The organism is Acidovorax sp. T1, assembly GCF_002176815.1.
GTDB lineage: Bacteria > Pseudomonadota > Gammaproteobacteria > Burkholderiales > Burkholderiaceae_C > Acidovorax.
Genome location: NZ_CP021648.1, coordinates 2,937,261 through 2,963,252 on the forward strand (window position 1 = coordinate 2,937,261; position 25,992 = coordinate 2,963,252).

18 protein-coding genes are annotated in these 25,992 nt (G+C 66.4%); 6 read left to right on the forward strand and 12 right to left on the reverse strand.

Annotation, left to right across the window (positions count from 1 at the left end):
* Positions 1-31: 31 nt before the first annotated feature.
* Genes CCX87_RS13740 through CCX87_RS13750 form a run of 3 tightly spaced genes read right to left on the reverse strand, consistent with a single transcriptional unit; the run spans position 32 to position 3,640 of the window.
* Positions 32-952, reverse strand: coding sequence for an ABC transporter permease (locus tag CCX87_RS13740; protein WP_087747129.1), 921 nt, complete (start codon positions 950-952; stop codon positions 32-34).
* A 2-nt stretch (positions 953-954) separates the two neighbouring features.
* Positions 955-2,028: an ABC transporter permease gene (locus tag CCX87_RS13745; protein WP_087747132.1), complete on the reverse strand. Its 1,074-nt coding sequence runs from the start codon at positions 2,026-2,028 to the stop codon at positions 955-957.
* A complete protein-coding gene (locus tag CCX87_RS13750; protein ID WP_232476404.1) occupies positions 2,015-3,640 on the reverse strand; it encodes an ABC transporter ATP-binding protein in 1,626 nt (541 codons plus the stop codon). Before CCX87_RS13750 ends, CCX87_RS13745 begins: the two co-directional genes overlap by 14 nt.
* A gap of 267 nt (positions 3,641-3,907) precedes the next feature.
* On the opposite strand from CCX87_RS13750, the gene xdhA reads away from it, so the two are divergent.
* A complete protein-coding gene (xdhA, locus tag CCX87_RS13760) occupies positions 3,908-5,419 on the forward strand; it encodes a xanthine dehydrogenase small subunit (RefSeq protein WP_087747139.1) in 1,512 nt (503 codons plus the stop codon).
* Positions 5,416-7,764, forward strand: a complete 2,349-nt coding sequence (xdhB, locus tag CCX87_RS13765) for a xanthine dehydrogenase molybdopterin binding subunit (RefSeq protein ID WP_232476405.1) — start codon at positions 5,416-5,418, stop codon at positions 7,762-7,764. Before xdhA ends, xdhB begins: the two co-directional genes overlap by 4 nt.
* Before the next feature lie 999 nt (positions 7,765-8,763).
* Here the strand turns inward: xdhB and CCX87_RS13775 are convergent.
* Complete coding sequence (locus CCX87_RS13775) at positions 8,764-10,878, reverse strand: sensor domain-containing diguanylate cyclase (RefSeq protein ID WP_087747143.1); 2,115 nt, start codon at positions 10,876-10,878, stop codon at positions 8,764-8,766.
* A 175-nt stretch (positions 10,879-11,053) separates the two neighbouring features.
* On the reverse strand, positions 11,054-11,677 hold the full coding sequence (locus tag CCX87_RS13780) for a Crp/Fnr family transcriptional regulator (protein ID WP_087747145.1): 624 nt from the start codon (positions 11,675-11,677) through the stop codon (positions 11,054-11,056).
* A 256-nt stretch (positions 11,678-11,933) separates the two neighbouring features.
* On the opposite strand from CCX87_RS13780, the gene CCX87_RS13790 reads away from it, so the two are divergent.
* Positions 11,934-12,956 carry a porin gene (locus CCX87_RS13790; protein WP_087747149.1) on the forward strand — a complete coding sequence of 341 codons (1,023 nt, stop codon included), beginning with the start codon at positions 11,934-11,936 and terminating at the stop codon, positions 12,954-12,956.
* Positions 12,957-13,095: 139 nt separating this feature from the next.
* Here the strand turns inward: CCX87_RS13790 and CCX87_RS13795 are convergent, their stop codons facing one another.
* From CCX87_RS13795 to CCX87_RS13810, 4 genes are all read right to left on the reverse strand, one after another.
* Positions 13,096-14,448, reverse strand: coding sequence for a glycerate kinase type-2 family protein (locus CCX87_RS13795; protein ID WP_369825257.1), 1,353 nt, complete (start codon positions 14,446-14,448; stop codon positions 13,096-13,098).
* Between the two features lie 120 nt (positions 14,449-14,568).
* Positions 14,569-16,044, reverse strand: a complete 1,476-nt coding sequence (locus CCX87_RS13800) for an efflux transporter outer membrane subunit (protein ID WP_369825258.1) — start codon at positions 16,042-16,044, stop codon at positions 14,569-14,571.
* Positions 16,037-19,195 carry an efflux RND transporter permease subunit gene (locus tag CCX87_RS13805; protein ID WP_087747152.1) on the reverse strand — a complete coding sequence of 1,053 codons (3,159 nt, stop codon included), beginning with the start codon at positions 19,193-19,195 and terminating at the stop codon, positions 16,037-16,039. The genes CCX87_RS13800 and CCX87_RS13805 overlap by 8 nt, the downstream gene beginning before the upstream one ends.
* A gap of 12 nt (positions 19,196-19,207) precedes the next feature.
* Positions 19,208-20,521 (reverse strand): efflux RND transporter periplasmic adaptor subunit, encoded by a 1,314-nt coding sequence (locus tag CCX87_RS13810; RefSeq protein WP_087747154.1) that lies wholly within the window; start codon positions 20,519-20,521, stop codon positions 19,208-19,210.
* Between the two features lie 178 nt (positions 20,522-20,699).
* Between CCX87_RS13810 and CCX87_RS13815 the strand changes: the two genes are divergently transcribed.
* Positions 20,700-21,332: a TetR family transcriptional regulator gene (locus CCX87_RS13815; RefSeq protein ID WP_087747156.1), complete on the forward strand. Its 633-nt coding sequence runs from the start codon at positions 20,700-20,702 to the stop codon at positions 21,330-21,332.
* An 11-nt stretch (positions 21,333-21,343) separates the two neighbouring features.
* On the opposite strand, the gene CCX87_RS13820 is transcribed toward CCX87_RS13815, so the two are convergent.
* Together CCX87_RS13820 and xdhC are read right to left on the reverse strand one after the other, a co-directional pair.
* Positions 21,344-22,567, reverse strand: a complete 1,224-nt coding sequence (locus CCX87_RS13820; protein WP_087747158.1) for a urate hydroxylase PuuD — start codon at positions 22,565-22,567, stop codon at positions 21,344-21,346.
* Between the two features lie 201 nt (positions 22,568-22,768).
* Positions 22,769-23,629, reverse strand: coding sequence for a xanthine dehydrogenase accessory protein XdhC (gene xdhC, locus CCX87_RS13825; RefSeq protein ID WP_087747160.1), 861 nt, complete (start codon positions 23,627-23,629; stop codon positions 22,769-22,771).
* Positions 23,630-23,768: 139 nt separating this feature from the next.
* On the opposite strand from xdhC, the gene CCX87_RS13830 reads away from it, so the two are divergent.
* On the forward strand, positions 23,769-24,239 hold the full coding sequence (locus CCX87_RS13830) for a hypothetical protein (RefSeq protein ID WP_087748348.1): 471 nt from the start codon (positions 23,769-23,771) through the stop codon (positions 24,237-24,239).
* Positions 24,240-24,354: 115 nt separating this feature from the next.
* Here CCX87_RS13830 and uraH read toward each other — a convergent pair whose 3' ends face one another.
* Positions 24,355-24,705 carry a hydroxyisourate hydrolase gene (gene uraH, locus CCX87_RS13835; protein ID WP_086911577.1) on the reverse strand — a complete coding sequence of 117 codons (351 nt, stop codon included), beginning with the start codon at positions 24,703-24,705 and terminating at the stop codon, positions 24,355-24,357.
* Positions 24,706-24,985: 280 nt separating this feature from the next.
* On the opposite strand from uraH, the gene puuE reads away from it, so the two are divergent.
* Positions 24,986-25,936, forward strand: coding sequence for an allantoinase PuuE (gene puuE / locus CCX87_RS13845; protein WP_086911576.1), 951 nt, complete (start codon positions 24,986-24,988; stop codon positions 25,934-25,936).
* Positions 25,937-25,992 lie beyond the last annotated feature (56 nt).

Below are 25,992 nucleotides of genomic sequence, written 5' to 3' on the forward strand. Positions count from 1 at the left end.
AAAAAAGGGTTGCCAGAATGTAAGCAAATTTTCAGGTGCCAGGATAGAACGGTTTGCCCAGCGATGCCGGCATGTTCACCCGGATCCACGCCGGATTGCGTGAAATCAGCGCCAGCACCACGATGGTGGCCACGTACGGCAGCATGCTCAGCAACTGGCTGGCCACCTGCACGCCGGTGGCCTGCAAATGGAACTGGAGCATGGTCACGCCACCAAACAGATAAGAACCAAGCAATACGCGTGCCGGGCGCCAGGTGGCAAAGGTGGTGAGGGCCAGCGCGATCCAGCCGCGCCCGGCCACCATGCCCTCCACCCACAGCGGGGTGTACACGGTGGAGATGTAGGCGCCCGCCAGGCCGCACAAAGCGCCCCCCGCCATCACGGCCGCCAGCCGGATGCGGCGCACGGGGTAGCCCAGCGCATGGGCCGATTCGGGCGACTCCCCCACCGAGCGCAACACCAGGCCCGCGCGCGAGCGGTACAGGAACCAGATCAGCCCCGCCACCAGCGCCATGGTGAGGTACACCAAGGGATGCTGCTGGAACAGCGCGGGCCCGAGCAGCGGAACATCGCCCAGCACGGGAATCGCGTACTTGGGCAGTTCGGGCAGCTTGGCCTGCACATAGCTGATGCCCGCAAACGCCGAGAACCCCACGCCAAACAGGCTGAGCGCCAAGCCTGTGGCGTATTGGTTGGTGTTGAGCCAGATCACCAACACGCCAAAGATGGCGGCCAGCAATGCCCCTGCCGCCATGCCCGCGGCAAAGCCCAGCCAGGTGTTGCCGGTGTGCACCACGGTGGCAAAGCCCGCGATGGCGGCGCACAGCATCATGCCCTCGGCCCCCAGGTTGACGATGCCGGCCTTTTCGTTGATGAGCAGGCCCAGCGCCGCCAGGGCCAGCACGGTGCCCGCGCTCAGCGTGGCGCCGATCAGCAATGCATACGATTCCATCATCAACGCACCTCCTTGCGGGCACCCACCCACCGCACGCGGTAGGCGATCAGCGTGTCACAGGCCAGCAGCGTGAACAGCAGCAAGCCCTGGAACACGCCGGTGAGCGACTTGGGCAGGCCCAGGCGCGACTGCGCCAGCTCGCCGCCGATATAGAACATGCTCATGAGAATGGCCGAAAACACCATGCCCACCGGGTGCAGCCGCCCCACAAAGGCCACGATGATGGCCGCAAAGCCGTAGCCCGCGGGCACATAGGGCGTGAGCTGGCCAATGGGGCCCGCCACCTCCAGCGCGCCCGCCAGGCCCGCTGCGCCGCCCGAAATGAGCAACGCCGTCCACAGCGCGCGCCGTGACGAAAACCCGGCATAGCGCGCCGCCGCCGGCGCCAGCCCGCCCACCTGCTGGGCAAAGCCCGCACGCGTGCGAAACAAAAACACCCACAGCGCGCCCGCGGCCGCCAGCGCCAGCAACAGGCCAATGCTCACGCGCGAGCCCTGCATGAGGCGCGGAATCTGCGTGACCTTCTCGAAGGTCTTGGTTTGCGGAAAGTTATAGCCCATGGGGTCTTTCCAGGGCCCATAGACCAGGTAGCCCAGCACCAGCGTGGCCACGTACACCAGCATCAGGCTGACCAGGATTTCATTGGCATTGAACTTGTCGCGCAGCAGCGCCGTGAGCCCCGCCCAGGCCATGCCGCCCAGCACGCCGGCCAGCAAGATGGCGGGCACGATCCAGGGGCCCGTGCTCTTGTCGGCCAGCAGCGCCACGCCACCGGCCACCACGGCACCGATGACAAACTGACCCTCGGCGCCGATGTTCCAGACGTTGGAGCGAAAGCACACCGCCAGCCCCAGCGCAATCAGCAGCAGCGGCGTGGCCTTGACCATGAGCTCGCCCAGCGCGTAGGACGAGCGTACCGGCTCCCAGAAGAACACCTGCAGGCCGCGCACTGGGTCCTTGCCCAGCGCGGCAAACAGCGCAATGCCGATCAGCACCGTGACGGCCAGGGCCAGCAGCGGCGAGCCATAGCTCCACCAGCGCGATGCCTGCGGGCGCGGTTCAAGTCGGAACATGCTGCGCCCCCTGGTTCAGTTGGGCAAGCTGCTCGCGGTTGCGGGCCAGATGCGCCTGCACGTCGGCATGCCACAGGCCGCTCATCCATTCGCCAATGCGCTCCACGGTCGCGTCGGCGCGCGGCACCGAAGGCGAGAGCTGCCCCTTGGCCACCACATGCAGGCGGTCACAGATTTCAAACAATTCGTCCAGCTCCTCGCTCACGACCAGCACGGCACAGCCGGCGTCGCGCAGCGCCAAAATCTCGCCGCGAATCTGCGCGGCTGCACCCACGTCCACGCCCCAGGTGGGCTGCGAGACGATGAGCAACGCAGGGTTGGCGTCGATCTCGCGCCCCACGATGAACTTTTGCAGATTGCCCCCCGACAGCGACCGGGCCGCCGCGTGGGGGCCGCCCGCCTTCACATGGAAGCGCTCGATGATGGCCTGGGCGTGCTTTTGCAACGCCCCCAGCTGGATCCAGCCACTGCCCGCGACCGCGTTGGTGCGCGTGAGCAGCAGGTTGTGCGCCAGCCCCATGGTGGGCACAGCGCCACGGCCCAGGCGCTCCTCGGGCACAAAGTGCAGGCCCAGGGCGCGGCGCTGGCCCGGCCCCATGCGCCCGGCGTGCTGGCCCGCCACCTGGATGCTGGCGGGCTCGGCACGCTGGTCTTCGCCCGACAGCGCATACAAGAGCTCTTTTTGCCCATTGCCCGACACCCCGGCAATGCCCACCACCTCGCCCGCCTTCACCTCGAATTGAACATCAATCAAGTCCACGCCAAACTGGTCGGCGCGCGGCAGCGACAGGCCCTGCACGCGCAGCACGGTGGCGCCGGTCTGCACGGCGCGGTGCGTGAGCGCGGGCGGCTCGGCGCCAATCATCAGGCGCGACAGGGATGCATTCGACTCTTCGGCCGGGTTGCACACCCCCGTCACCTTGCCGCCGCGCAGCACGGTGCAGGCGGTGCACAGCGCACGGATTTCGTGCAGCTTGTGGCTGATGTAAAGAATGCTGCAGCCCTCGCTGGCCAGCTTGCGCAGCACCACGAACAGCATTTCGACCGCCTGCGGGGTGAGCACCGAGGTGGGCTCATCCAGGATGAGCAGCTTGGGCTGGGTGAGCAGCGCACGGATGATTTCCACGCGCTGCATTTCGCCCACGGAAAGCGTGTGCACGGGGCGCAGCGGGTCGATGCCCAGGCCGTACTCGGCCGCCGTGGCGGTGATGCGCTGTGTGACCTCGGACAGCGTGATGCGCTTGTCCAGCCCCAGCCACACGTTCTCGGCCACCGTGAGGGTGTCGAACAGGCTGAAATGCTGGAACACCATGGCGATGCCCAAGGCGCGGGCCTCTTGCGGGTTGCGCACCTGCACGGCCTGGCCGTTGAAGTGCACGCTGCCCTCGTCGGGCTTGACCGAGCCGTAGATGATCTTCATCAGCGTGGACTTGCCCGCGCCGTTTTCGCCCAGCACGGCATGGATCTCGCCGGGCTGCACCGTCAGCGAAACCGCACTGTTGGCCACCACGGCCGGGTAGCGCTTGGTGATGCCCACCAGCTGCAGCCGGGGCGGCACTGCGCCGGACATGCCCGGAGTGCCCGGCGGGCGGGAGATGGGGGTGGAGCTCATGCAGGCGATTGTCTCTCAGTTTTCATGAACGGCAATTGGATTCAAATCAGGGCTTTGCGCTTGTTCCATATGCGCCAGCAGCTATCTTTTTAGCAGCAAAGCCACCACGGACCGGCGCCCGTGCGCCTGCCACGGCATGGCCTGCATCTGGCGTGGAAATTGCGGTGCTTGCCCGGTCGGCATAAGCTTGCGCTGGCGCCCTTGCCCGGTGCGCTGCACCCCGACAACCTGTTTACGATCTCCGCGCATCGACGTGGCACTTTTCATATGACAACCCGACCCTTGCAATTTCTGCGCCGAGGCCAGCCGGTGGCGCTGCGCAATGTACCACCCGACCGCACGCTGCTGCAGGTGCTGCGCGAGGACCTGGGCTGCACCGGCACCAAGGAGGGCTGCGGCGAGGGCGACTGCGGCGCCTGCACCGTGGTGCTGGGCGAGGCGCGCGATGGCCAGCTGCATTACAGCGCCGTGAACAGCTGCATCCGCCTGGCGCATTCGATCGACGGCATGGCGCTGTGGACGGTGGAAGACCTGGCGGAAGACCCGTTGATCCAGCCGGTGGGCGACGCCACATCAGCGCCGCGCCAGTCACCCACACTGCATCCCGCTCAAGAAGCCATGGTCCAGTGCCATGGCTCCCAGTGCGGCTTCTGCACCCCCGGCTTTGTGATGAGCCTGTTCGGCATGTACCAAAACCATATCTGCCATGGTGAACCCATCACCCGCGAACTGGCGCAGGAAGAACTCTCGGGCAACCTGTGCCGCTGCACCGGCTACCGCCCCATCCTCGATGCCGCCCAGCAGATGACATCGCTGCCAGCCATGCGCGTCAACGAAGCCGATTTGCTACAAAAATTAGAGCTACTAGCGCACACCCAACAAGCGCCAGAGGCCGATTTTTCCTATATTTCCCCCACCACGCTTCCCACCCTGCTCGCGGCCCGTGCGGCGCACCCCGACGCCCAGGTGGTGGCCGGCTGCACCGATGTGGGGCTGTGGGTGACCAAGCTGCACAAGCAATACGCGCAAGTACTGGACGTGACCCGCGCGGCCGAACTGCGGCAGGTGGTGCAACACGCCGACGCGATTCACATCGGCGCCGCCGTCACGCTGACCGACGCGTTTGCAGCCCTCACCGCGCAGTGGCCGCAGCTGCACCGTTTTGCCGCGCGGTTTGCCGGGCTGCCGGTGCGCAACGCGGGCACGCTGGGCGGCAATGTGGCCAACGGTTCGCCCATTGGCGACTCCATGCCGCTGCTGATTGCGCTGCGCGCCCAGGTGGTGCTGGCCAGCCAGGCCAGGGGCGAGCGCCAGCTGCCGCTGAAAGACCTTTACACCGGCTACCGCCAGAACGTGATGGAGGCCGACGAGCTGCTGGTGCGCATCGTGGTGCCCCGGCCTGCGCAGACCGAAAGGCTTGCCGCGTACAAGATCTCCAAGCGCTTTGACGACGACATCTCCGCCGTGTGCCTGGTGCTGAACCTGGACATCGCCAACGGCACCGTGCAGCGCGCCAGCATTGGCGCGGGCGGCGTGGCCGCCACCCCGGCCCGCGCGCGGCAGACCGAGGCTGCGCTGACAGGCCAACCGTGGACCGAAGCCACCGCGCAACGCGCCGCCACCGTGCTGCAGGCCGAGTTCAGCCCCATCTCGGACATGCGTGCCAGCGGCGCCTACCGCCGCCAGGTGCTGGGCAGCCTGCTGCAACGCTACTGGCTGGAGAGCCAGGGCCAGCCCTCGGTCAGCCTGGACACCTTGACGCTGGAGGCCGCCGTATGAACGCCCCCCACACCATCGCCGAAACCGCCCTGCCCGCGCCCACCCGCGCCGCGATGGGACAGCCCCACATCCACGAAAGCGCCCGCGCCCAGGTGGCGGGTGCTGCGCACTACATCGACGACCTGCCGGAGGTGAAGGGCACGCTGTATGCGGCGCCCATCCTCTCGACCGTGGCCCACGGCACGCTGAACGGGGTGGACGCCACGGCCGCACTGGCACTGCCCGGCGTGCGTGGCGTGGTGCTGGCCAGCGACGTGCCCGGCGACAAGATCCTGGCCGCGTTCGCGCACGACGAGCCGGTGTTTGCGCTGGACAACGTGCAGTTTGTCGGCCAGGTGATCGGCCTGGTGGTGGCCGACTCGGTCATGCAGGCGCGCCGCGCGGTGCGCGCTGTGAAGCTCGACATCACGCCCCTGCCCGCCGTGCTGACGGTGCACGACGCGCTGAAGGCACAAAGCTATGTGCTGCCCCCGGTGTTTGTGCGCCGGGGCGATGCGGCCACCGGCCTCGCGCAATCGGCGCACCGCCTGTGCGGTGCGTTTGAAGTCGGCGGGCAGGAGCATTTCTACCTGGAGGGCCAGATCGCCTACGCCCTGCCGCTGGAGCAAAACCAGTGGTCGATCCATTCGAGTACGCAGCATCCCGGCGAGGTGCAGCACTGGGTGGCACACGCTTTGGGCATCGACAACCATGCGGTGCGCGTGGAATGCCGCCGCATGGGTGGCGGCTTTGGCGGCAAGGAGACTCAGGCCGGCCACCTGGCCGTGTGGGCCGCCGTGGCCGCCAACAAGCTGGGCCGCCCCATCAAGCTGCGGCTGGACCGGGACGAAGACTTCATGGTCACCGGCAAGCGCCACCCTTTTGCGTACGAGTACGACGTGGGCTTTGACGACACCGGCCGCATCACGGGCCTGAAGCTGCAAATGGCCGCCAACTGCGGCTTCAGCGCCGACCTGTCGGGCCCCGTGGCCGACCGGGCGGTGTTCCATGCCGACAACGCGTATTACCTGAGCGATGTCGAGATTGCCTCGTACCGCTGCAAGACCAACACCCAGAGCCACACCGCCTTCCGCGGCTTTGGCGGCCCGCAGGGCGTGATCGTGATCGAAGCCATTTTGGGCGACATTGCGCGCGCCCTGGGGCGCGATGCGCAGGACGTGCGCCTGGCCAACCTGTACGGCAAGGACGCGAACAGCGGCCGCCACGTCACCCACTACCAGATGGCGGTGGAAGACAACATCCTGCACGAGCTGCTGCCCACGCTGGAGCAAACCTCGGGCTACCGCCAGCGCCAGGCCGACATTACGGCCTGGAACGCGCAAAGCCCGGTGCTCAAGCGCGGCCTGGCCATCACGCCCGTCAAGTTCGGCATCAGCTTCACGGCCACGCTGTTCAATCAGGCGGGTGCGCTGGTGCATGTGTACACCGACGGCAGCGTGCAGGTGAACCACGGCGGCACCGAAATGGGCCAGGGCCTGCACACCAAGGTGGCGCAGATCGTGGCCGACGAGCTGGGCGTGCCGCTGCACCGCGTGCTGGTAACAGCCAGCGACACCAGCAAGGTGCCCAACGCCAGCGCCACCGCCGCCAGCAGCGGCACCGACCTGAACGGCCGCGCCGCGCAGTTTGCGGCCCGCCATGTGCGCGACAACCTGGCCGCGTTCGTGTGCGGGCTCGATGGTTGCGGCGCAGGCGCGATCCGGTTTGCGGGCGGCCAGGTGATCTCGCCCAAGACGGTGCGCAGTTTTGAGGAGGTAGTGCAGGCCGCCTATGCCAACCGCATCCAGCTGTGGAGCGACGGTTTTTACCGCACGCCCAAGATCCACTACGACAAGACCACGCTGACCGGGCGGCCGTTCTACTACTTCAGCTACGGCGCGGCCTGCACCGAAGTGGTGATTGACACCCTCACCGGCGAGAGCCGTGTGCTGAAGGTGGACATCCTGCACGACGTGGGCCACAGCATCAACCCGGCCATCGACATCGGCCAGATCGAAGGCGGCTTTGTGCAGGGCATGGGCTGGCTGACGACCGAGCAGCTGGTGTGGAACGACAAGGGCACCCTGGCCACCCATGCGCCCAGCACTTACAAGATTCCGGCGACGGGCGATATTCCGGCGCACTTCAAGGTGGACCTGTGGCCTGAAGCCAACCGCGAGGACAACGTGGGCGGCAGCAAGGCGGTGGGCGAGCCGCCGTTCATGTTGGCGATCAGTGTGTATGAGGCGCTGCGCAATGCGGTGGCGGCTGGGCGTGGTGGCGTTAATGCTGCGGCGCCGGTGGTGTTGATGGCGCCGGCGACGGCGGAGCATGTGCTGCGGGCGTTGGGGCGGGTGATGGATTGAGTGTTTTCTGGTTGTGGCGCTTGTGTATCAAGCGTTTTTCGCTATTGTTTTGATAGTTTTTCCGGGTTCTTGCTAAGGATGGGGGCCGGGTTGCGCCCCGGCGGGCGCCTCACTTTCTTTTGCTTCGCCAAAAGAAAGTAAGCAAAGAAAAGGCGACCCTGCTGTCTGCGACCCTCCGCTTCGCTGCGGGCAACCTGGGGTGCTCGTGCGCGGGGTGCGCCGTGGAACTCACTGCGCGCCTGCGGCGCTCCGTTCAGACAACCACGGCGAGTCAGATCACGAAGCGGGTGTGTCCTGCGGCACACCCGCCACCCCGCGCCCTGCGCGCCCCAGGCGCATCCAGAAGGGGTGGGGAGCCAACAGCCACACGGGCCATCGCTGCGCTCGGCCCAGGTTGCGCAGCGCGTGGCACTTGCGCCCGCGAGACGGGGCCGAGCGCAGCGATGGCCCGTGGGGTTGTTTGGATGTTCGGTGGCTCCCCCCATCTGGCTGCGCCTGCGGCGGTGCGGTTGCGGGGTGAGCATGCGCGTCGCAGCGCGCATGCCTCGTCATCTAGCTCGCCGTGGTTGTCTGAGCGGCGCGCGCAGCGCAAAGCGAGTTCCACGGCGCACCCCGCAAGCGCACCGCCGCAGGTTGCCCCGAAGGGGCCGCAGACTGTGGGTCGCCTTTCTTTTGGGTACGTTTCTTTGGCGAAGCAAAGAAAAGTACCTCGCCCGCCGGGGCGAGACCCGGCCTCCGCCCTGAGCAAAGGCACGCCACGAACTATCAAAACAATAGCTACCAGCGCATTCTACATAAGCGCAAAAGCCCAAAAACGCCTGATTAGCTACATGTCTCAGATGCCTTCTATCAACCGTTCGGGCTGAGCTTGTCGAAGCCTGGGCACTCCTTGCAAACAGCCCTTCGACAAGCTCAGGGCGAACGGGGGTTGGTCTGAGGTATGTAGCCAATCAGGCAAAAACGTTCCATATCAAAAAATCAACCCAAAAAGCAAGAAGGCTAATCCCCCTCCCCCGGCCCCAGCGGCATACGCCCCGAAGCCGCCGCCTGGCTGGCATGGCGCATCTCCACCCGGTTGCGCCCCGCTCGCTTGGCGTCGTAGCACGCCATATCGGCCGCATACAGCACCGACGGCACATCCTGCAGGCTGGCATCCAGCACCACCAGACCAATGCTCACGCCCAGCGTGAAGCTGCGGCCCTGGTACGACGGCTCCCAGGCCTGCACGGCGGCGCGCAGTTGCTCGGCCACCGCCTGCCCCCGCGTAGGCGAGCAGCCTGGCAGCACCACGGCAAACTCGTCGCCGCCCAGCCGCGCCGCCCAGCCGATCTGACGCACCTGCGACTCCAGCAGTCGCGCCACATGGCGCAGCACATCGTCGCCAGCATCATGGCCGGCAACATCGTTGACCACGGTGAAATGGTCCAGGTCGAGGAACAGCATCACTCCGTCGCCCTCGGCCTGTGCCTCGGCTTGTGCGGCCGCCATGTCCGGCATGCGCGCCCGCGCAGCCCGCTCGGCCAGCAACACGCCCATGCGCTGGACAAACGCGTCGCGGTTGCGCAGCTGCGTGAGCGGGTCATGGATGGAGGCCCAGTCCTGCTGCTGCTGCGCCTCGCGTGCGGCGGTCATGTCCTCCAGAATCCAGACCGTGCCGCCCACCATGTCGTCCGCCTGCACCCCTCGCCCCTGCACCCGCGCCCAGACGGGGCTGCCATCCTTGCGCATGAAGCACACATCCCCGTCAAACGCGCCATGGGCCCGGAATGCGGCCTGCACGCGCTCGCCCAACCGAGCGTAGTCGGCGTCCGTCGCATAAAGGGTGCGCGCCGGGCGGCCGTGCAGTTCCTCGTCGCAGTAGCCAAGCATCTGGCAGGCCTGCCGCCCCACCACTTCGAGAATGCCCCGGCGGGTGATCACGATACCCACGGAGGCGTTGTCGAGGATGGCCTGAAACTGCCCTTCCAGTTGTGCCCGCTGCTGGCGCTGCTGGGCGCTTTGCTGCATCTGCCCCTCAAACACCTTGACCAACGCCCCCACCTCGCCGCTGGCGCGGGGCCACTGGATGGCTCCGCTACGCTCCCCGTGCGCCAGTTGCAGCGCGCTGTGGCACAGCCGTGCCAGAGGCTGCGCCATCCACGCCATGAACGCCGCCAGCAAGGCCATGCTGGCTGCCATCACCGCGGCGGCAAGCCACCAGGCCTTGCGCTGCGCACCTTCCAGGGGCGCCATCATGGCGCGAAAATCACTCACTCGGGCCACCAGCCACTGCGGCAGCGGCATTCCGGCCATGCTCACGATGTGCGCCGGCTGCACCACGGTGGTGCCACGCCCGACCACGGGCTGCGCCTGTTGCAGCCATTGGGCATAGACCGGCCCCAGCCCGGCTTCGTCGCGCACGTTGCCCAGCAGGCGCAGGGGATCGGGATGCGACAGGATGGTGCCGTCGCGGGTGAAGACGATCAGGCGCGAATCGTCCCGCGCCGGGAGCGTCATGGACGGCGGCAGCAATCCTTGCGAATGCAGCTTGAGCACCCCGGCCACCACCCCCAGAACCGGGCCATCCTCTCGGCGCAGCGGCATGGTGAACATGACCCGCGCCGCGGCGGTGCGCCCGCCCACCAGCTCGGACACCAGGGGCTTGCCGCCACTGAGCGTGCGCCGCAGGGCATCGCGCTCGACAGGGTCCAGGTTGGCCGCATCTTCCAGCCGCCCGGAATGCAGGTTGACGCGCAGCTCGCCATCCTGGCGGGCCACCTGCATCGAATCAAAAAACTGCACGGCCGGCAGGCCCTGCCGCAACAGCGATTCGAGCGACGATGGCGAATTGAGCACTTCCGGCGTGATGCCCTCGGCCACGGTGCGCAGCACTTTCTGGCTTTGCTCGATCTTGCTGGCCAGCAGCCGGGCCATCACCTCGACCTCTTCGTTCTGCTGGCCCACCACGCGGCGGATGGCCTCGCGCTCCGCGGCACGCGAAGCCAGCCACGCCGACAACACCCCCGACACAGCCACGGCCAGCATGGCCACGAGCATCAGGCGCAGCACCAACGATCCGGGCGGCCACCAGGTGGGCGACTCCGTCTGCGCCTGTGCATGCGCCAACGGGGTCATGGGCACCCCGCGCGCGACAGGCTCAACACAGCAAGAAGTTCAGGGGGCAACATGAGAGCCGGGTTTGCCAAAGAGTTCTCAGGCAAATATACGCAGCCCCCCGCCCCAGACGCTTGGGTGGAACCCTCGCTTCAGCCCAAGGAATAACCCTGAGTCAAAGGGTCGCCCGGCAGCTTCAGCAACCCGCCACAGACTGCAGCGCGTGCGGCTGCGGAAGATTGAGCACGTTGCCGGTGCCGGCAATCAGGCCGTGCTCGCGCAGGTGGCGCAGCACACGCGAAAAGGTTTCGGGGGCAATGCCCAGTTGCGCCGCAATGAGGCGCTTGCGCTGGTGCAGTGTCACGCTCATGGCGCCGCTGTGGTCGGGCTGCGCGTGGTTGAGCAACCACTGGGCGCACCGCGCCTCTGCGTCCTGCGCGAGCCGGCTCACCGCCAGCTCGGACTGCTGCCGGTATCCGGTGGCCATGTCCCGCAAAATACCCTGCGCCACGGCAGGCAGCGACGCGCAGCCGCGCCGGAATTCCTCAATCGGCAGGCGACGCACCTGCACCCGCGTCTCCGTCACCATGTCTACCGGAAAAGGCATTTCGAGCAACGCAGAAGCCGCATCCAGCCAGAAGGGCCCTTCCACCACGCCCAGCTGGTGGCGCATGCGCCCTTCTTCGTAAATGCCGCGCAGCACCCGCCCGCTTTCGAGGTGCAGCACCGAAGTCAGGTCCTGATTGCGCCTGCGCAGCACTTCGCCGGCAGCTAGCACTTCGATCTGGGCGGGGAGGGAAAAGAATGTGGATGGCAGCATGCAGCCCACTTTGCCGTGCGATAGCGCGGTGCGTTTTGAGGAAGATCAAAAGGAAGCCGGACCCTGGCAGGGGCCGCGCCTGCCCTCTGCGCCCGGTCAAACAGCACGAAAAACAACATCCGCCCCCGCATGAGGCATGGAACTTGCAACAAGTTGTTGGGGACACGATCATCGAGTGCGCGATGCACTGTCATGACGGTGTCATGCCCTTTCAGGCCGGGATAACCGGCGTTTTCAACCCCCTGCAGGAGTTTCAATGAAAAAAAACCTGATCGCCCTGAGCGCCGCACTGCTGTGTGCCGCCGGGGCCCATGCCCAAAGCTCCGTTCAGCTCACCGGCCTGATGGACGTGTTTGCCGGCTCCATGAAGATGGCTGGCGATGCCAAGAGCAAGTCCGTGGTCGATAGCGGTGGTCTGACCACCTCGTGGTTTGGCTTCAAGGGCACCGAAGACCTGGGCGGCGGCCTGAAGGCCCACTTCAACCTGACCTCGTTCATCAAGGTGGACGCCGGCACGCAAGGGCGCTTTGTCAACGACACCTTCTTCTCGCGCGATGCCAACGTCAGCCTGTCGGGCGGTTTTGGCTCGGTGCTGCTGGGCCGCTGGATGGCGCCCAACTTTCTGCCTTCGGTGGTGGGCAACCCGCTGGGTGACTCGTTCACCTTCTCTCCGCTGATCCTGCACAAGGATGTGCCGTTGTTCAACGGCACGGGCTGGCGTTCCATGACGCCCGCCGACACGGGCTGGAGCAACCAGATCGTGTATTCCACGCCCGACATCGGCGGCTTCAAGGCCAACCTGCAATACCAGTTTGGTGAACAGGCGGGCGAAACCGGCAAGAACAACGTGGGCGTCAACTTCTTCTATTTTGGCGGCCCGCTGACCCTGACCGGCTTCTATGAAAACGCCGACATCGGCAACCCTGTGAACACGCTGCTGCCCAACAACCACAAATACTGGATGCTGCTGGGCGCCTACGACTTCGGCATGGTCAAGCCCTACCTGAGCTATGGCGAAAAGAAAATCGATGACACCGCCTCCACCAAGGGCAAGACGGTGCAGGTCGGCGCCTCGGCCCCGCTGGGCAATGGCAAGCTGCTCGCCGAGTGGGTGAAGACCGAGTGGTCCACCCCCGACGTGAGCCGCAAGACCTTCACGCTGGGCTACGACTACAACCTGTCCAAACGCACCGATGTGTACGCCATGTACATGAACGACAAGATCACCAGCCAGACCAACGGCAACAGCTTCGGCGCGGGCATTCGCCACCGCTTCTGATCGCCGCGCCCCCGGGCTCAGGCAAAAAAGGCACGGCAGAGCCATCTGCCGTGCCTTTTTTCATGCCACGACGCTGGTGGCCACCCCCATGAATTGAAGCAAAAAGTGCTTCAAGCGCTTATTGGATAAGCGCTAGCAGCTATAAAACAAGTAGCACCCTGAAGTCATTCACATTGGTATGCGTGGGCCCGGTGACGACCAGATCACCGAGCGCCTCGAAGTAGCCATAGGCATCGTGGCGATCCAGGTGGTCGGCTACGCGCAATGGCGCCGCTGCGGCACGGGCCAGCGTGTCGGGCGTGACCAGCGCGCCCGCGTTGTCTTCGATGCCATCGATGCCATCGGTGTCGGCCGCCAGCGCCCACACGCCAGCCATGCCCTGCAGCGCCTGTGCCAGGCCCAGGCAGAACTCGCCGGCACGCCCGCCGCGGCCGGGGGCTGCGCCCGCGCGGCGCGGGCGCACCGTGACCGTGGTTTCGCCGCCGCTCAAAATCACGCAAGGCCGCTCGAACGGCTGGCCACGCAGCGCCACGCTGCGCGCCAATGCCGCGTGCACCCGCCCCACCTCGCGGGACTCGCCTTCCACCTCGTCCGACAAAATGTAGGCCGCCAGCCCCGCCCTGCGCGCCACGGCCGCAGCCGCCTCCAGCGCCTGCCAGGGCGTGGCCACCAGGTGCACGGAATGCCCGGTAAAGACGCCATCTGTCGGTTTGGGGGTCTCCAGCGTGCCGTTTTGCAAGGCCTGGCGCACGGGCTGCGGCACGTCGATGCAGTAACGCGCCAAAATTTCCAGCGCGTCGGCGCAGGTGGTGGTGTCGGGCACGGTGGGGCCGCTGGCAATGACCGAGGGGTCATCGCCCGGCACATCGCTGATGGTGAGCGTGACCACGCGCGCCGGTGCACAGGCCGCGGCCAGGCGCCCGCCCTTGATGCGCGAGAGGTGCTTGCGCACGCAATTCATCTCGCCAATGCTGGCCCCGCTTTCGAGCAGGGCGCGGTTGATGCGTTGCTTGTCTACCAGCGCCAGGCCCTCGGCCGGCAGCGTCAGCAAAGACGAGCCGCCGCCCGACACCAGGCACAGCACCAGGTCGTCGGCCGTCAGCCCCGCAGTGAGCGCCAGCATGCGCTCGGCCGCCGCCATGCCTGCCGCGTCGGGCACGGGGTGCGCTGCCTCGACCACGTCGATACGCTGCGCCAGGCCCTCTGGCCGGGGCGGCACATGACCATAGCGCGTGACCACCAGGCCCGACAGCGGCGCGTCGGCAGGCCACAGGGCCTCCAGCGCCTGGGCCATGGAGCCCCCCGCCTTGCCCGCGCCCAGCACCAGGGTGCGCCCACGCGGCGGCTCGGGCAGCCAGGCGCGCATGCCTTGCAGCGGCTGGGCGCTGCGCACGGCGGCATCGAAAAGCGCTTGCAGAAATGCGCGCGGCTGGGTGCGAAAGTCCGGCAGGCGCGCGCCCGGAACGTCAGAAGGGGTTTGCATGGCGAGCATTGTCGCCGCCGCCCGATACAGCCGCATGCGGCGTGGCGCAGGCCCATCGCCCGGGAACCTCGGCGCTTTACGCCAAGGATTCAAGCTGCATGGCCCGGCACAAAGCCGGGCAAGCAGCCCTCAGTTCTGCGTGGCTGCGGGGGCGGCGCTGTCGGCCGCATCGCGCCAGCCGCCACCGAGCGCCTTGTATAGCGCCACCTGGTTCTGCCGCTGCGCCAGCTGCGACTGGGCCAGCGCCTGCTGGGTGGCAAACAGGGCGCGCTGGGCGTCGAGCACATCGAGGTAGCTGGCCACGCCGTTGCGGTAGCGCAGATCGGCCAGGCGGAAGCGGTCGGCCTCAGCGTTGGCCTGAGCCTGCTGGGCCAGCACCTGCTCGCCCAGCGTGGCGCGGCCGGCCAGGGCATCGGCCACCTCGCGGAACGCGCTTTGAATGGCCTTGTCGTACTGGGCCACCGCAATCTCGCGCCCGGCACGGGCCGAGTCGAGCCCGGCCTGGTTGCGCCCGGCATCAAAAATGGGCAGCACGGCCTGGGGCGCCAGCGTCCAGCCCCACGAACCGCTCTTGAACAGGCCCGACAACGCATTGCTGGCGGTGCCAGCGCTGGCCGTGAGGGCAATGCGCGGGAAGAACGCTGCCCGCGCCGCACCAATATTGGCGTTGGCCGCGATCAGCTGTTGCTCGGCCTGGCGGATGTCGGGGCGGCGCTCCAGCAGATCGGACGGCATGCCTTCGGGCACATCGCGCAGGGCCACTGCGCCGCCATCGGCCTGGACACTGGGCAGCAGCCGCTCGGGCAGGGGTTGCCCCACCAGCAGCGTGAGCGCGTTCACATCGAGCGCGCGCAGGCGTTGCTGCTGGGCCAGGGTGGAACGCGCGGCCGCCGTCAGGGATTCGGCCTGGCGCAGGTCCAGGGCCGAGGTCACGCCCTGGTCAAAGCGCATGCGGTTGAGCCGCAGCGAGTCGTCCCGGGTGGCCAGCGTGCGCTGCGTCAGGGCCAGCAGTTCCTCGTTGGTCTGCAGGCTCAGCCAGGTGCTGACCACCGAGGCGACCAGGCTGGTCTGCACCGCGCTGCGCGCCTCCTGCGTGGCCAGGAACTGCGCCAGCGCCGCTTCCTTCAGGCTGGCCACGCGGCCAAAGAAATCGATTTCCCAGGACGCCAGCGCGAGACCTGCGGTGTAGGCGCTGGTGATGCTGTCGCTGCCATCGGCGGCGGGCTGGCGGTTGCCCGTGACGCCGGCATTGATGGTGGGCAACTGGTCGGCGCGGCGGATCTGGTACTGCGCCCTCGCCTGCTCGATGGAGAGCACCGCCACGCGCAGGTCGCGGTTGTTTTGCAGCGCCAGCTCCACCAGCTCGCGCAGGCGCGCATCGCCCACAAAGTCCTGCCAGGGCAGATCGGCTGCCGCCGTGGTGGCGGTGACGGCTGTGCTGCCGCCCAGAGCAGGCCATTGCGCCGCCACGGGGGCCTCGGGCCGCTCATAGGTGGGAATCATGGAGCAACCGGCCAGCAGCGCCACCGCGGCAAGCGCCGTGGCAGCAGGCAGGCGGGCCTCACTAGGGCCGGCAGCCCGGCGGGGCATGAAAATATTAAGCATGGGTGTTCCCTGTGTCCGCTTGGTGCGAATGCTGGGCATCAAATTGCCGCTGGCGCGCGCTGCCCTTGAACAGGCTGCGCACCACCACGAAGAAGATCGGCACGAAAAACACGGCCAGGAAGGTGCCCACCACCATGCCCGAGATCACGCCGGTGCCAATGGCACGCTGGCTCGCCGAGCTGGCGCCCGACGCAATGGCCAGTGGCACCACACCCAGGATGAAGGCCAGCGAGGTCATGATGATCGGGCGAAAACGCAGGTGGGCAGCTTCGAGCGCCGATTCGATGATGCCCTTGCCCTGCGCCTGCAGGTCCTTGGCAAACTCGATGATCAGGATGGCGTTCTTGGCCGACAGGCCGATGATGGTGATCAGCCCCACCTGGAAGTACACGTCGTTGGTCATGCCGCGCAGGCTGACGCCCAGCAGCACGCCCAACACACCGAGCGGCACTACCAGAATGACCGACAGCGGAATCGACCAGCTTTCATACAGGGCCGCCAAGCACAGGAACACCGCCAGGATGGCAAAGCCATACAGCACCAGCGCCTGTGAGCCTGCCAGTTTTTCTTCGCGCGACTGGCCCGTCCATTCGAAGCCGAAGCCGGCGGGCAACTGCGCTGCCAGACGCTCCATCTCGGCCATGGCGTCGCCGGTGCTGTAGCCAGGCGCCGCACCGCCGGCGATGCGCATGGCGGAATAGCCGTTGTAGCGCACGGTCTGCATGGCACCGCTGACCCAGCGCGTGGTGGCAAACGACGACAGCGGCACGGCCTTGCCCTGGCTGTTCAGCGCCGTGAGCTTCAGAATGTCGTCCGGCTGCATGCGTGCCTGGGCTTCGGCCTGCACCACCACACGCTGCATGCGTCCGGCGTTCGGGAAATCGTTGATGTAGGCCGAGCCCAGCGCGGTAGAAATGGTGCTGTTGATGGCGGCAAAACCCACGCCCTGTGCGCTGGCCTTCTCGCGGTCGATATCGACCTGCAGTTGCGGCGCGTCTTCCAGGCCGTCGGGTCGCACGCCGGCCAGCACCTTGCTTTGCGAAGCCATGCCCAGCATCTGGTTGCGTGCTGCTACCAGCGCGTCATGGCCATTGCCACCGCGGTCCTGCAGGCGGAAGGTGAAGCCGGAGCTGACCCCCAGCTCGGGAATGGGCGGGGGGCTCAGCGCAAAGATGAACGCATCGCGCACACCCGACAGCGCACCCATGGCCCGGCCGACAATGGCCTCAGCCGTTTGCCCGGCGCCCTTGCGCTCGGACCAGTCCTTGAGCGTCACAAACGACAGGCCGGCGTTCTGTCCCTGGCCGGAGAAGCTGAAGCCCAGCACGGCAACCATGTTCTTGACTTCAGGCTGCTGCAGCATGAATTCCTCGACCTTCTCGACCACGGCCTGGGTGCGCTCCAGCGTGGCGCCGGGCGGCAACTGGATGTTGACCAGCAGGTTGCCCTGGTCTTCGTTGGGCAGGAAAGAGGTGGGCAGGCGCATGTACAGCACGCCCACGGCGGCGATCAGCGCGACATAGATGACCATCATGCGGCCACTGCGGCGCAGCAGCTTGGCGACCCAGCCCTCATAGCCCTTGGCGCTACGGGCGAAGCCGCGATTGAAGCCGCCAAAAAAGCCCTTCTTGGCGTGGCCATGCCCGGCCTCGACCGGCTTGAGCAAGGTAGCGCACAGTGCCGGCGTGAGCGACAGCGCCATGAACGCCGAAAAGGCGATGGACACCGCCATCACCGCCGAGAACTGGCGGTAGATGTTGCCCACCGAGCCGGCAAAAAAGGCCAGCGGCACGAACACCGCGATCAGCACCACGGTGATGCCGATAATGGCGCCCGAGATCTGGCCCATGGCCTTGCGCGTGGCCTCCAGCGGACTCAATCCTTCCTCGTTCATGATGCGCTCGACGTTTTCCACCACCACGATGGCATCGTCCACCACGATGCCAATCACCAGCACCATGCCAAACATGGTCAGCACGTTGATCGAAAAGCCCATTGCCAGCAGCGCGCCAAAGGTGCCCAGCAGCGCCACCGGCACCACGATGGTCGGGATGACGGTGTAGCGGAAGTTCTGCAAAAACAGATACATCACCAGAAACACCAGCGCAATGGCTTCGAGCAGGGTCACTGCGACCTGCTTGATGGAAATCTGGACGAATTCGGAGCTGTCGTAAGGAATGGTCCAGCTCATGCCGGGCGGGAAGTATTTTTCCAGCTCGGCCATGCGGGTTTTGACCGCCGTGGCTGCGGCCAGCGCATTGCCCGATGGCGACAACTGCACCCCCATGCCGGTGGCCGGCTTGCCGTTCAGACGCGCACTGGTGGCATACGACTGGGCGCCCAGTTCGATGCGCGCCACATCCTTGAGGCGCACCGCGGAACCATCAGCGTTGGCGCGCAGCACGATGTCGCCAAATTCCTTGGTCGAGCTGATCTGCCCCGGCACCACCACGGTGGCCGAGATGCTCTGGCCGCTCAGGTTGGGCAACTCGCCCAGGCTGCCGGCCGACACCTGCGCGTTCTGCGCCTGGATGGCGCTGGCGACGTCGGCCGCCGACAGGTTGAAGCCCTGCAGCTTGGCCGGGTCCACCCACACGCGCATGGCGCGCTCGGCACCGAACAACCGCACCTGGCCGATGCCTGGCAGGCGCTGCAGTTCGGGCACCACGTTGCGAGCGGCATAGTCGCTCAGCGAATTGACATCGAACTTGGGATCGGACGACGACAGCATGGTGAACAGCAGGAAGTTCGATTGCGACTTCTCCACGCGCACGCCCTGCTGGTTGACCACCGCCGGCAGACGTGGTGTAGCACGCGACAGGCGGTTTTGCACCTCGACCTGGGCCAGATCGGGGTTCGTGCCCGGCTCGAAGCTCAGCGTGAGGGTGCCCGTGCCATTGGCCTGGCTCACCGCCTCCATATAGGCAAGGCCGGGCGCGCCGTTCATTTCGCGCTCGATCACGGCCAGCACACTGTCTTCGAGGGTCTGCGCCGAAGCACCCGGATAGGCGACGGTGACCACGATGGTCGGCGGCGCTACGGTGGGGTACTGCGAGATCGGCAGCTGGGTGATCGACACCGCGCCGAGCACCATGATGAACAGGGCGACCACCCACGCGAAGATGGGGCGCTCGATAAAGAATTTGGCCATGGGGCTGGCTCCTTATTTCTGGCCGGCGCTGGCGGCTGCAGCAGGGGCACTGGCCGCTGGCGCAGCACCCGATGCAGCTGCAGGCGGGTTAGCAGCCGATGCTGCGGCACTGCCCGGGGCCTGCCATGGCACCGCCTTCACCGGCGTGCCGGGCGGCATCATCTGTAGTTTCTGGAAGCCATCAACCATGACCTGCTCGCCTTCTTTCAGGCCTTCCAGCACCACCCACTGGTTGTTGCGGGCGGCACCCACCTTCACTGTGCGCTGGCTGAGCTTGCCGTCGGCGCCCACCACCGTGATCTTGTCGCCCTGCTGGGTGCGCGTGACCGCCTGCTGCGGCAGCGAGATGGCGTTGGCCACCTGGGCCTGCTCCAGCCGCACGCGCACATACAGGCCCGGCAGCAAGTCGCCCTTGGGGTTGGGCACCTCGGCGCGCAGCGTGATCTGGCCCGTGGTGGCATCCACCGTCAGGTCGGAAAACAGCAGCTTGCCCGCACGGGCGTATTCGCTGCCGTCCTCCAGCACCACGCGCACGCTGGCGGCTTCGCTGCCTGCCGCCCGCTGCAGCTGACCATCGGCCAGGGCCCTGCGCAACTTCATCACCTCGCCGGCGGACTGGGTGAAGTTGACATACACCGGATCGATCTGCTGGACTACTGCCAGTTGCGTGGCCTCTCCCTGCCCCACCAGTGCGCCTTCGGTGACCAGGGCGCGGCCAATGCGGCCCGATATGGGAGCGGTGACGCTGGCGTAGCCCAGGTTGATGCGGGCGGTCTGCACAGCGGCCCTGCCTGCGGCCACATCGGCCTCGGCCTGCTTTTGCGCCGCCACGGCGTTGGCGTATTCCTGCTGGCTGACTGCGTTGGCGGCCACCAGGGGCTTGTAGCGCGCGGCGAGCGCGGCAGCCTGGGTCAGGTTGGCCTGGGCCCGCGCCAGCGTGGCTTCGGCACTTTGCAACGCCGCCGCATAGGGCGCGGAATCAATGGCAAACAGCGGCTGGCCGGCCTTCACGTCACTGCCTTCGCGGAACAGCCGCTTTTGCAAAATGCCTGCGGCACGGGCCCGCACCTGCGCCACGCGCGAGGCCTCCAGGCGCCCGGGCAACTCGGTGATCAAGCCCACATCGCCTGGCGTTGCCACCACCACCCCCACCTCGGGGGGCGGCATGCCACCACCGGTCCCTGCCGCTGGCGCATCGGACTTGCCACAGGCCGCCAACAGCAATACAACGGACAGGCTACCCGCCGCAACGCCCAGGCGCACCAGCGCGGGGGACGAGGCAGAGGCAACAACGGGGACAGTCTTGACATGGCGCAAGGCAGACATGGTGTTCCTTGGAGTAATGAATGGATCGCGGCGCGCCGCAAATTGGGCCAGTTTAGTGTGACGCGACGCGCTGCGCGCAGGCCCACGGCACGGTAACGAAGTGCTGCATTAAAACATACATACATTCAAGAATGTATGTATAGTGACGGAAAAACACCGCCAATAAGTGAGGTATTCCATGGCCCGACGCACCAAGGCAGACGCACAGACCACGCGCAACAACCTTCTGGATGCTGCGGAACAATTGTTTCAATCGCGCGGCGTTTCGCACACGTCCCTCAATGACATTGCAGTGGCCGCGGGCACCACGCGGGGGGCGATCTATTGGCATTTCAAGGACAAGGCCGACCTGTTCAACGCCATGATGGAGCGTGTAACCCTGCCGCTGGAGCAGACGCTGGTGGCGGCGTATGCAGCGCAGGCGGCCGACCCGGTGGCCGAGATCCGTCATGCCATGCTGGAGGCGTTGCGCCTGATCGCCACCGACGCGCAAACGCGCCGCGTGCTGCAAATCGCCACCCACCAGGTCGAATACACCGCCGACATGGGCGCCGTGCTGGAACGCCACCTGAGCGTGCACGACGGCTGCCTGGCGCGCAACCATGTCGCGCTGGAGCGGGCCTTCGCGGCCCGCAACCAGCCCCCGCCGGTGGCGCTGGACTGCGCGGCGCGGGGTTTGCAGGTGCTGGTCGAAGGGCTGGTGCACCAATGGTTGCTCCACCCCGAGGCCTTTGATCTGCTGGCCAACGGTAGCGCGGCGCTGGACGTGTATCTGGCCGGCCTGGGCTTGCAGGACAGCGCGCACACCTGAACACCGCCGGGTCATTGTGTGGCGCCCCCGGCCAGGTACCAGCGGCCGATCAGCGCCCGCTCCGCGTCGGTCATCTGCGTGGCGTTGTTCATGGGCATGAGCTTTTGCACCACGGCCTGCTGGTAGATGGCTTGGGCGTGCTGCCTGACGCTGTCGGCCAAGTCGAGCCGCAGGTTCTTCATCTGCACCTGCGCGCCATGGCACTGGATGCAGCGCTGGGCCAGCACCGCCTGCACGGATTTGTAGTCATTTTTACCTGTAGCGCTTTCTGTACTTGCGCCAACAGCTACATTATTAATAGCAACTGACGTCGGCCGCAGCCCAATCACCACCGCGACAACAAGCGCCACCCCCACCATGGCGTAGGGCAGCGGATGGCTATTGCGCCCCAGCTTGTAGCCATGGCGCAGCACGAAGAACTGGCGGATGGCGGCCCCTGCCAGCATCATCACGATCAGCACCAGCCAGTTCTGCGGGTGGCCCCAGGTGAAGCTGTAATGCCCGCTGAGCATGGCAAACAGCACCGGCAGCGTGAAATAGGTGTTGTGCACGCTGCGCTGCTTGCCGCGCTTGCCGTGCACCGGGTCCACCGGCTGGCCGGCCTTGATCTGCGCCACCACGGTGCGCTGGCCCGGGATGATCCAGAAAAACACATTGGCGCTCATGGCCGTGGCCATCATCGCACCCACCAGCAAAAAGGCGGCGCGCCCGGCAAACCAGTGGCAGGCCAGCCAGGCTGCTAAACACACCAGCACCAGCACCAAAGCGCCCACGATGGCGTCGCCGTGCTTTTTATGGCCAAAAAAGCGGCAGACCCCGTCGTACAGCAGCCAGAAAACCACCAGAAACGCCAGCGCCACCGCAATGGCCTCGGCGGGCGCCCAGTCCATGCGCGACTTGTCAATCAGATAGGTGCTGGCGCTCCACAGGTACGACACCGTGAACAGCGCAAAGCCGCTGAGCCAGGTGCTGTAGCTTTCCCAGTAAAACCAGTGCAGGTGTTTGGGCAGCTGCGGCGGAGAGACGGCAAACTTGACAGGGTGGTAGAACCCGCCGCCATGCACGGCCCACAGCTCGCCGCTCACGCCCTGCTTTTTCAGATCCTCATCCTCCGGCGGCGTGAGGCTGCTGTCCAGAAAAACGAAATAGAACGACGAGCCAATCCAGGCAATCGCGGTGATGACATGGACCCAGCGCAACAGCAGGTTGGCCCAGTCGAGAAAATAGCTTTCCATATCTCAACCTTGGCAGCGCGCATGCGCTGCAACAGCAAACCTGCTCACCACTGCGGGCGCTCTGAGCAGACAAAGAGGCCGCGCACCGTGGCAGAAATCTGCCGGGGCACCGCTGCGACCCAGAACCCTCACGGTTCGGCAAAAAGTGTATGCAGGAATTGTTCCCGTTGCCACCCCACCCGTTGGCACCGGCTGCGGCGACTACTTCGTGCGAACATCCACGGCCTGATCCGACGCCTGCATAGGCCGGGGCGCGCGAGCATTCTGCACGGTCTGCAGCAGCTGCGCGGCCACCGCCACCGCAATCACCTCGGGCTCCTTGCCGCGTATGCCCGGCACCCCGATGGGGCAGGTCACCTGCGCCAGCTCGTGCGGCGCGAAACCCCGCCCATGCAGCCGGTTGGCAAAGGTGGCCCATTTGGTCTGGCTGCCGATCAACCCGATGAAGGACAGGTCGCCCTGCGCGCGCTGGCGCTGGAGGCACGCGGCCACCACATCCAGGTCTTCGGCATGGCTGAAACTCATGATGAGCACCCGGCTGCCGGGCGCCAGCCCTGGCACCGCGCTGTGCACCGGGTCGGAGTGTTCGCATGCCACGTCGCCTGGCGGATGCGGTGGAAAGACCCCATCGCGGCTGTCAATCCAGGTCAGCGCAAACGGCAGGGGCGCCAGCACGCGCGCCAGCGCATGGCCGACATGCCCGCCGCCGAACAAGGCCACCGGGTGGCGCGCCGGCGCGAGGCGCTGTTTCAAATCCGCCACATGTTGCGTTCCCACCACCGCGAAGCCCAGGTGCATCACACCCCCGCAGCACTGGCCCAGTGCCGGACCGAGCGCGTAACGCAGCTGCGCGGCACCTTCTGCGCCGCGCAACCGGCGCCGGGCCTCGGCAATGGCCTGGTGCTCGATATGCCCGCCGCCGATGGTGCCCACCAGGCTGTCAGCGAACACAGCCATCCAGGCGCCCGCTTCCCGCGGAACAGAGCCTTGGGTAGACTCCACGGTCACCAGGCAAGCCGGGGCGGCCCGCAGTCCCTCCAGCAGTAACAACAGATCCGCCACGGCAACCTTTCAATACGTTCATCGCACGCCATGCACTGCCCGCATGGATCGTGCCCACCAGCATAGCGACAACACCATGCCACCCACTTCGCCCCAACGCTCTTCCCGAACTGGCCGCCACTGGCTGCTGGCCGGGCTCATGGCTGCCGTGGGCGCCATCGTGGCCGCCTGCAAGTCCGCCCCCGAAAACGTGCCCCCGCCGCCCGAAAGCCGCTCGCCCAGCGACGATGCCGCCGGGCATTCACTGGGCAAATCGGTGGCGTCCGGCCCCTCGGCGGCCAGCACTGCGCGGGCCTATCGCCGCGACGCGGCTACCCACCTCTACAACCAGAACAACCAGCGTGTATTCAAGGGCAAGCTGCCGCCCATGCTGTACGCCATTGGCGTGCTGGAAGTGGACATCGACCGCGGCGGCCGCATCACCAAGTTGCACTGGATGCGCGCACCACACCATGCGCCCGAAGTGATTGCCGAGATCGAGCGCACCGTGCGCGCCGCCGCACCGTTCCCGGTGCCCGCCCGCCTGGGCCGCGTCACCTACACCGATACCTGGCTGTGGGACAAGAGCGGGCATTTCCAGCTCGACACGCTGACCGAAGGCCAGCTCTGACAAGCGGCACTCACCAAAAAAGAGCGGCCAGCGCTTGAGCCGCTTGGGGTTTACGCATTTTTTGCCCCAACCCCGCGCAGACAAAGCGCAAGCAGCTCCTGTTTCAGGAGCACCCTCACGACCCCCGGTAGGTGGAATAGCTCCACGGGCTCACCAGCAGGGGCACGTGGTAGTGCTGATCGGCATGGGCAATGCCGAAATCCAGGCTCACCCGGTCCAGAAAATTAGGCTCTGGCAAAACCACCCCCCGCGCCTTGAAATAGGCCGCCACATCGAACATGAGGCGGTAGGTGCCCTTGCGCAAGCTGGCGTTGTCAAACAGGGGCGCATCGGTGCGGCCGTCGTGGTTGAGCACCAGACGCTGGAGCAGCGTGGCCTCGTCACCCTGGGTGGAAAACAGCGACACCACCATGCCGGCCGCGGGGCAGCCATGCATGGTGTCCAGAACGTGGGTGCTCAAGCCCATGGGGAAATCTCCTGAAGGTGGATGGCCGCAAAAGCGGGCCGAGTGGTGCCCAAAGTGTATGCACTGCGCACCGTTCAACCTATCATCGCGTCCATGTTTTTGTCGCCTGCCAGCGCCCTCGCCAAGGCCTTGGTGCCTGCCGGAGCCCCCCAGCGCCCGCACCCCACCACCGGGCTGGCCTGTCATTTGCTTGCTGACGCCGTGCCCACCAGCGCCCCGCTCGCAACCTGTTAGCGACGCGGCCCTTGACGCATTAATCCCCTGCCGTTTGCCGCCATCCATGATCTACGACTCCACCCTGCCCTACCCCCGCGACCTCATCGGCTACGGACAGAACCCGCCGCACCCGCAGTGGCCGGGCGGCGCCCGCATTGCCGTGCAATTCGTACTCAACTACGAAGAAGGCGGCGAGAACGCCGTGCTGCATGGCGACGCGGGCAGCGAGCAGTTTCTGTCGGAAATGTTCAACCCCGCCAGCTACCCCGAGCGGCACATCAGCATGGAAGGCATCTACGAATACGGCTCGCGCGCGGGCGTATGGCGCATCCTGCGCGAGTTTGAAAAGCGCAAACTCCCGCTCACGGTGTTTGGCGTGTCCACAGCCCTGCAGCGCCACCCCGAACTCACAGCAGCCTTTGTGGAACTGGGCCACGAGATCGCCTGCCATGGCCTCAAGTGGATTCACTACCAGCACATCCCCGAAGCGGTGGAGCGCGCGCACATGGCCGAGGCCATGGCCATCATCGAGCGCATGACCGGAGAAAGGCCCCTGGGCTGGTACACCGGCCGCGACAGCCCCAACACCCGCCGCCTGGCGGCCGACTTTGGTGGCTTTGCATACGACAGCGACTACTACGGCGACGACCTGCCCTTCTGGATGAAGGTGCAGCGCACCGACGGCACCGCCGTGCCCCAGCTCATCGTGCCGTACACACTCGACTGCAACGACATGCGCTTTGCGCTGCCCCAGGGCTACTCGCACGCCGACCCGTTCTTTCAGTACATGAAGGACACGTTTGATGCGCTGTACGCTGAAGGAGCGCCCGACGGCGACAACGCCCCCAAGATGATGAGCATTGGCATGCACTGCCGCCTGCTGGGCCGCCCGGGGCGCATCACGGCGCTGCAGCGCTTTCTGGACCACATCGGGCAGCACGACAAGGTGTGGGTGGCACGCCGCATCGACATCGCGCGCCACTGGGCGCAGCGGTTTCCCGCGCCGATTTTTTGAGTCAAATAGGCCTCTAGCGCTTATTCCGTAAGCGCGAGTAGCTCACTTTATTGAAG